The organism is Bradyrhizobium sp. (genome assembly GCF_036009065.1).
Lineage (GTDB): Bacteria > Pseudomonadota > Alphaproteobacteria > Rhizobiales > Xanthobacteraceae > Bradyrhizobium.
In genome coordinates this window covers 1-7,201 of the sequence record NZ_DASYMN010000392.1, presented here as the reverse complement: position 1 = coordinate 7,201, position 7,201 = coordinate 1, and the positions used below count along the sequence as shown (strand labels likewise).

At 63.8% G+C, this 7,201-nt stretch carries 7 protein-coding genes and 1 pseudogene; 6 read left to right on the top strand and 2 right to left on the bottom strand.

All coding sequences use genetic code 11. The features are described from left to right. Positions 1–191, top strand: a pseudogene (locus VGP39_RS24025) (branched-chain amino acid ABC transporter substrate-binding protein); the annotation flags it as partial. Between the two features lie 253 nt (positions 192–444). Further along, a complete protein-coding gene (locus tag VGP39_RS24020; protein WP_327570590.1) occupies positions 445–1,728 on the top strand; it encodes a serine hydrolase domain-containing protein in 1,284 nt (427 codons plus the stop codon). Between the two features lie 165 nt (positions 1,729–1,893). Here VGP39_RS24020 and VGP39_RS24015 read toward each other — a convergent pair whose 3' ends face one another. After that, positions 1,894–2,628 (bottom strand): cytochrome c biogenesis CcdA family protein, encoded by a 735-nt coding sequence (locus tag VGP39_RS24015; protein ID WP_327570589.1) that lies wholly within the window; start codon positions 2,626–2,628, stop codon positions 1,894–1,896. 131 nt (positions 2,629–2,759) lie between these two features. Between VGP39_RS24015 and VGP39_RS24010 the strand changes: the two genes are divergently transcribed. From VGP39_RS24010 to rpe, 3 genes are all read left to right on the top strand, one after another. Next, positions 2,760–3,755 carry a P1 family peptidase gene (locus tag VGP39_RS24010; protein ID WP_327570588.1) on the top strand — a complete coding sequence of 332 codons (996 nt, stop codon included), beginning with the start codon at positions 2,760–2,762 and terminating at the stop codon, positions 3,753–3,755. A 50-nt stretch (positions 3,756–3,805) separates the two neighbouring features. Further along, complete coding sequence (locus VGP39_RS24005) at positions 3,806–4,021, top strand: KTSC domain-containing protein (RefSeq protein ID WP_327570587.1); 216 nt, start codon at positions 3,806–3,808, stop codon at positions 4,019–4,021. A 75-nt stretch (positions 4,022–4,096) separates the two neighbouring features. After that, positions 4,097–4,798, top strand: coding sequence for a ribulose-phosphate 3-epimerase (rpe, locus tag VGP39_RS24000; protein WP_327570586.1), 702 nt, complete (start codon positions 4,097–4,099; stop codon positions 4,796–4,798). On the opposite strand, the gene VGP39_RS23995 is transcribed toward rpe, so the two are convergent. Next, complete coding sequence (locus tag VGP39_RS23995) at positions 4,795–5,391, bottom strand: TetR family transcriptional regulator (RefSeq protein ID WP_327570585.1); 597 nt, start codon at positions 5,389–5,391, stop codon at positions 4,795–4,797. The two genes, rpe and VGP39_RS23995, sit on opposite strands and share 4 nt — an antisense overlap. Before the next feature lie 377 nt (positions 5,392–5,768). Between VGP39_RS23995 and purB the strand changes: the two genes are divergently transcribed. Next, positions 5,769–7,076, top strand: a complete 1,308-nt coding sequence (gene purB, locus VGP39_RS23990) for an adenylosuccinate lyase (protein ID WP_327570584.1) — start codon at positions 5,769–5,771, stop codon at positions 7,074–7,076. The last annotated feature ends 125 nt before the right edge of the window (positions 7,077–7,201 follow it).

The window sequence follows — 7,201 nt, the reverse complement described above, 5'->3', positions numbered from 1 at the left end:
AGGCGGTGGCGAAGGTCGGCTCGACCGATCCGAAAAAGGTGATGGAAGCGATCAAGGCCGGCGAGTGGGACACCGTGCTCGGCAAGCTGTCGTTCGACGCCAAGGGCGACATCAAGGTGATCGACTACGTCGTCTACAAATGGGACGCCAAGGGCAACTACGCCGAGATCGATCCCGGCAAGGGGACCTGAGGCCGTCATGCGCGGGCCTGGCCCGCGTATCGTGTCCCGGGCGCGATGCGGCATTCTTCATGCCGCTTCGCAGAACCGGGACCGGCTTCAGCCCACCACTTGGTAACCGGGGCCCCAGCTCTGCAGCGCGCCGCTTCGCGAAGAGCTACGCGCTGCGCTGCGTCCGGGGCACATCCGAATTCTGAAGCGCGAGGTTCATCTCGCGCCGCTTCAACGATAAAGATAACCGATCAAAATCTTATGGGAGGTTCTCATGTTCGTGCATCGCCAACTCGGAACATCGCTGTTTGCCGCATTGACGCTGTTCATTGCGAACCAGTCGTTCGCAGACAGCGCGGTCCGGACCGATCCGGAGGGGGCGGGATTGTCGCCGGCGGGACTGGCCCGCATCGACGCCTACATCAAGAATGAAATCGCGGCCGAGAAGATTCCCGGCGCGCTGATGCTGATCGAGCGGCGCGGCAAGCTTGGTTACGCCGCGAACTTCGGCGTTCGCGACCCCGGCACCAAGGCGCCGATGACCGACGATACGCTGTTCCGCATCTATTCGATGTCGAAGCCGATCACGTCCGTGGCCATCATGATGCTGGTCGAAGAAGGCAAGCTGATGCTGGATGAGCCGGTGGCAAAATACATTCCCGCCTTCGCGGGCGTCAAAGTGGGCGTCGAATGGAAGGGCGAGGACGGAACCAGCGGGCTTGAGCTCGTCCCGCCGCGCCGGCCGATGACCATCCAGGATTTGCTGCGCCACACCTCCGGTCTCACCTATGGCTTCTTTGGCGAAGGCGCGGTGAAGAAAGCCTATGTCGACGCCAAGATCTTCTCCGAGGACGTCGACAATGCCGGATTCGCCGAGCGGATCGCGCAGCTTCCTTTGGCTTATCAACCCGGCTCGACCTGGGATTACAGCCATTCCACCGACATTCTCGGCCGGGTGGTCGAAGTGGTCTCGGGACAATCGCTCTATCAGTTCGAGAAGGAGCGCCTTCTCGATCCCTTGGGAATGAAGGACACCAGCTTCTATGTGACCGACTCGGCCAAGCAACCGCTGATCGCCGAGCCGTTTCCGGCCGATCGCAAGATCGGCAATGATGCCGAGGTCAGCGATCCGCGCATCCAGCGCAAATGGGAATCCGGCGGCGGCGGCATGGTTTCGACCATCGGCGACTATGCGCGTTTTGCCCGCATGTTGGCGAACGGCGGCACGCTCGACGGCAAGCGCTATCTCAGCCCGAAAACGATCGCCTATATGGGTTCAAACCATATCGGGCCGGCGGCGGGCGTGGCGCCCGGTCCGTATTACCTGCCGGGTCCCGGCTTCGGCTTCGGGCTCGGTTTCGCAGTGCGGACCGAGGCCGGCGTCAGCCCGATCGAAGGATCGGTCGGCGAAATGAACTGGTCGGGCGCCGCCGGCACCACCTTCTGGATCGACCCCAAGGAAGAGATGTTCGTGGTGTTCATGTCCCAGACCGTCTCGCAGCGCGGCCGCATCCGCGCCGCGCTGAAGAACCTCGTCTACGGCGCATTCGAGAAGTAGGCGGGCTCTTCTTATCCTCCCCTGGAGGGGGAGGGTCGGCGAGCATCGCGCGAAGCGAGATGCGAGACGGGGTGGGGGAAGCCGCGGATGAACACTTCCCCCCACCCCGCCGCGCGTTAAACGCGCGACGACCCTGCCCCTTCAGGGGAGGGTGAAGAGAGGATCTCACCCGAAATTCTGCAGCGCCGGGAACGTCTCCAGCAGCCAGATGCTGACACTGGTCACCGTGCCGGTCAGAAAGCCGATGCCGGTCAGCACCATCAGCACGCCCATCGCGCGCTCGACCGTAGTGAGGTGCCGTTTCATCCGCGCGAACAGCGAGGAAAACTGTTCGACCATGAACGCGGCGATCAGAAACGGAATGCCGAGCCCGGCGGAATATACCGCTAGCAGGCCCGCGCCTTTCGCTACCGTGGCCTCGCTGGCCGCGACCGAGAGGATCGCGGCCAATATCGGCCCGATGCACGGCGTCCAGCCGAACGCGAAGGCGAGCCCCATCACATAGGCGCCCCACAAGCCGACCGGTTTCGGCGCGGTCAGCCGCCCTTCGCGCATCAGCACATTGATGCGCGTGAGGCCAAGGAAATGCAGGCCCATGACAATGATGACAATGCCGGCGACAACAGACAGTTCAGCCGACCAGGCGCGGATCAGGCCCCCGATCAGCGAAGCGCTGGCGCCGAGCGCCACGAAAACGGTGGAAAAACCCAGCACGAACATCAGCGCCGAGACCATCACCGCGCGCTTCGACGCCGCCGCGGCCTCGTCGCTGTTGACATGCTCGATGGTGGCGCCGGTGAGATAGATCAGATACGGCGGCACCAGCGGCAGCACGCAAGGCGACAGGAAGCTGATCAGGCCGGCGATCAACGCGGCGGGGATCGTGACATCGTGGATCATGCCCATCCATGCACCGCGATCACGGCAGGATGCAAGAGATGCGCAAACCCCTTAAGTAGTTGTGATCCCCGCGTGATTGGGTTGACCGCTGCGCTGCGGTGCGGTCATCTGCCCGGCCCAGGGAACACGTAATGAAAAACCTCCTCACCGATATCGCAGGCGTTCGCGTCGGCCATGCTGACAACGCGGCGCTGGCCTCCGGCGTCACGGCGGTGATTTTCGATGCGCCGGCCATAGCGGGGATCGACGTGCGCGGCGGCGGCCCCGGCATCCGCGATGGCGCGGTGCTCGATCTCGCCAACACGGTGGAACGGGTCGACGCCATTGCGCTGTCCGGGGGCTCGGTGTTCGGGCTGGAAACCGGCGGCGGCGTGCAGGCATGGCTCGCCGAACAGGGGCGCGGCTTTGCCGTCGGCACCGCACGCGTTCCGATCGTGCCCGGCGCGGTGGTATTCGATGTGTCGAACGGCGGCGACAAGAAATGGGGCCGTTTTCCGCCATACCGCGAACTCGGCTACGCCGCGGCGGCAGCCGCGGGCCATGATTTTACGCTCGGCAGCGGCGGCGCGGGATTCGGCGCCACCACGGCGAACTTCAAGGGCGGGCTCGGCTCCGCGTCGGCGGCGACGCCGGCCGGCGTGCGCGTTGCGGCGCTCGCGGTGGTCAACGCAGTCGGCAGCGTCACGGTCGGCGACGGGCCGTGGTTCTGGGCCGCACCCTTCGAAATCGACGGCGAGTTCGGCGGGCGCGGCCTGCCGCAATCGTTCACGCCGCAGATGCTGGCGATGCGGCTGAAGGGAGCCGCCGCCGCAACGGCCGCCGAAAACACCACGCTGGCGGTGGTGGTGACCGATGCGATCCTGACAAAACCGCAGGCCAGGCGGCTGGCGATGATCGCGCAGACCGGTTTTGCCCGCGCGATCTATCCGGTGCACGCGCCGCTCGACGGCGACGTGCTGTTCGCCGCCGCTACGTGCGAGAAGCCGATCGATCCGCTGGTCGGCCTCACCGAGCTCGGCATGGTCGCCGCCAACACGGTGGCGCGCGCGATCGCGCGCGGCGTGTATGAGGCGACCGCACTGCCCTTTCCCGGCGCGCTGCCGAGCTGGAAGGATCGGTTCGGATAGCAACCAAAATTCAGTGAGCGCGTTATTGTCGGCACACCTGAGGCCGTGCCATGCCCTCGACGGTCATTCGCAGCCATTCCTACCATCCGGCAACCAGCACGTTGACAATTACGTTCGTAACCGGGCGTCGCTACGTCTATGATGATGTGCCGCAGGACGTGTATGACTCCTTCAAGGCAGCGTTCTCACGCGGGACATTCTTCAATCACCATATTCGGGATCACTACGGCTACCGCGAAATCACCCGTGAAGACGCGCCGGGTTGACCACCTATAAGCCGGCGCATTGCTCCGTCGCACGGCCCATGTTACGCGAAACCGCCCGAACATCCGGAAACAACTATGTCTCAGCCCTTCGCGCCGCGTCCCCTTGTCATTGCGCCGTCGATCCTGGCGTCGGATTTCGCCAGGCTGGGCGAAGAGGTCCGCGCCGTCGATGCCGCGGGCGCCGACTGGATCCATCTCGACGTGATGGACGGGCATTTCGTCCCGAACATTTCCTACGGCCCCGATGTCATCAAGGCGATGCGGCCGCATACGACAAAAATCTTCGACGCCCATCTGATGATCTCGCCATGCGATCCCTACCTCGAAGCCTTTGCCAAAGCCGGCTGCGACCACATCACCGTGCATGCCGAAGCAGGTCCCCATCTGCATCGCTCGCTGCAGGCGGTCCGCGCGCTCGGCAAGAAGGCCGGCGTCTCGCTCAATCCGGGCACGCCGATCAGTACAATCGAGTATGTCATCGACCTGATCGACCTCGTGCTGGTGATGTCGGTCAATCCCGGTTTTGGCGGCCAGGCTTTCATCCCGTCGGCGCTCGGAAAAATCAGCGACCTGCGTGCGATGACCGCAGGGAGGCCGATCGATATCGAGGTTGATGGCGGCGTCGGCCCGGATGTAGCGGGCCAGCTTGCGGCCGCCGGCGCCAACGCCTTTGTCGCGGGCTCCGCGGTGTTCAAGGGCGGCACGATGGAATCGTACAAAGCCAATATTTCGGCGATCAGGAATGCCGCAGCGTCGGCGCGCGGCGAAATGGTCTAGCGCTGCTTCGGCGCTTCGAGGCCTTTGAGCAACAGCGCCAGAAGCGCGTCGATCCGCGCGGGGAGCGCAGGATCGCTCCATTCCTCGGCATGGGCCGGGTGGTGGTAGCGGATGGTAGCGTCGAAAATCGCGCGCGCCGAGGTTTTGACGTCGGTGACCTCGAACCCACCCTGCTCGAGGCCGTCGGACAGGATATGCTCGATCTGATCGGCGAGGCGTTCCTTATGCGCCCTCACCACGTCGCGCGCCTCGCGCGCCAGCGTCAGATAGGTCGCGAACATCTCGGGGTCATTGCAAACCTTGGTGTACTTGGCCGCAAACAACGCGCGCAGCCAGCGCTCCAGCCTCGCCGGCGCGGGGCCCTCCTCACTTGCAATCTCCTCCAGCGGCGCGCTGACACGGTCGAGCCAGCGTTTGGCCACCGCATCGCGCAGCGAGGCCTTGCTCGGAAAATACCGGTAGACGCTGCCATGGCTGACATCGAGCGCACGGGCGACGTCCACCACCGTGGCCTTCGCCAGCCCGAAACGGCGCAGCACGTCCTCGGTGACTTCGAGGATTCGCTCAGGGGTTAAGACCACCGCTTCGTTCATGGGCGCACTGTCGGGGTTGCCATGGTCGGCTCCCTTTAATGGTTGAGTTTTGCGGCTCGGGCGGCGATGTAACGGGCGACGCGCTCGTTGAGCCAGCGATGGATTTGTGCGGCCAGGTAAAAGATTTCGATCGTCATGGGGAAGTCCTCTGCAAGTCCGCGGCTAGCCCTCCGATCGGTCAGCTAGCCACGTGACGCCTCATCTTTGGCGTCAAAAGCGATATAGCACATCTCGCTGACAGATTTCAATATCTGTCAGTCAATGTTCCGTGATTGAGAAGGCATTCGCTTGGCTGTTGGTACGCGCGCCGGGCCGCGTTTGTCTCACCGGGACGCCTCTGCTAAAGCGTGGCGTACCCCCAAATGTCAGAGTCGTCGATGATCCCCCGCTACACCCGTCCGGAAATGGCTTCCATTTGGGAGCCCCAGACCCGATTCAAGATCTGGTTCGAGATCGAGGCGCATGCGGCGGACGCGCAGGCGGAACTCGGCGTGATTCCGAAAGAAGCCGCCAGAACGATCTGGGCCAAGGGCAAGGACGCGACCTTCGACGTCGCGCGCATCGACGAAATCGAGCGCGAAATCCATCACGACGTGATCGCCTTCCTCACGCATCTGGCCGAAATCGTCGGTCCCGAAGCGCGCTTCGTGCATCAGGGCATGACCTCGTCCGACGTGCTCGACACCTGCCTCAATGTGCAGCTCACCCGTGCCGCCGACCTTTTGATCGCCGATGTCGACAACGTGCTGGCGGCGCTGAAGAAGCGCGCCTTCGAGCACAAGATGACCCCGACCATCGGCCGCTCCCACGGCATTCATGCCGAGCCGGTGACCTTCGGCTTAAAACTCGCCTACGCTTTTGCCGAATTCACCCGCGCCCGCGAACGTCTCGTCACCGCCCGCAAGGATGTCGCGACCTGCGCGATCTCCGGCGCGGTCGGCACCTTTGGGCAGATCGACCCGCGTGTGGAACAACACGTCGCCAGGGCGATGGGGCTCACACCGGAGCCGATCTCGACCCAGGTGATCCCGCGCGATCGCCACGCGATGTATTTTGCGACGCTTGGCGTGATCGCGTCCTCCGTGGAACGCCTTGCCACTGAGATCCGCCATCTGCAGCGCACCGAGGTTCTGGAAGCCGAGGAGTTTTTCTCCGAAGGCCAGAAGGGTTCCTCGTCGATGCCGCACAAGCGCAACCCGGTCCTGTCGGAAAATCTCACCGGCCTTGCCCGCATGGTGCGCGCCTATGTGAACCCGGCGATGGAAAACGTCGTGCTGTGGCACGAGCGCGATATTTCGCACTCCTCCGCCGAACGCATGATCGGCCCCGACGCGACGGTGACGCTCGATTTTGCCTTGAACCGGCTCGCCGGCCTGGTCGAGAAGCTGCTGATCTATCCGAAAAACATGCAGAACAATCTCGACCGCCTCGGCGGCCTCGTGCATTCGCAGCGGCTGTTGATCGCGCTGACGCAAAAAGGCGCCAGCCGCGAGGACGCCTACAAACTCGTGCAGCGTAACGCAATGCCGGTATGGCGCGGCGAAGGCGATTTTCAGACGCTTCTGAAAAACGACGCCGACGTGAAGAAATATCTGTCGGACGCCGAGATCGCCGAGCAATTCGACCTCGGCTATCACTTCAAGCATGTCGACACCCTCTTCAAGCGCGTGTTCGGCGAGACTTGACGACCCCCGCCAACCATATCGGCCGTGTCGTCGCGGTCTGCCTGCGCCGCGGCCACCACTTCAGCAAGACGCCGGGCCTGAGCATCCGCCTGCTGACGGGCCTCGGCGTCGCCGGCGACGCGCAT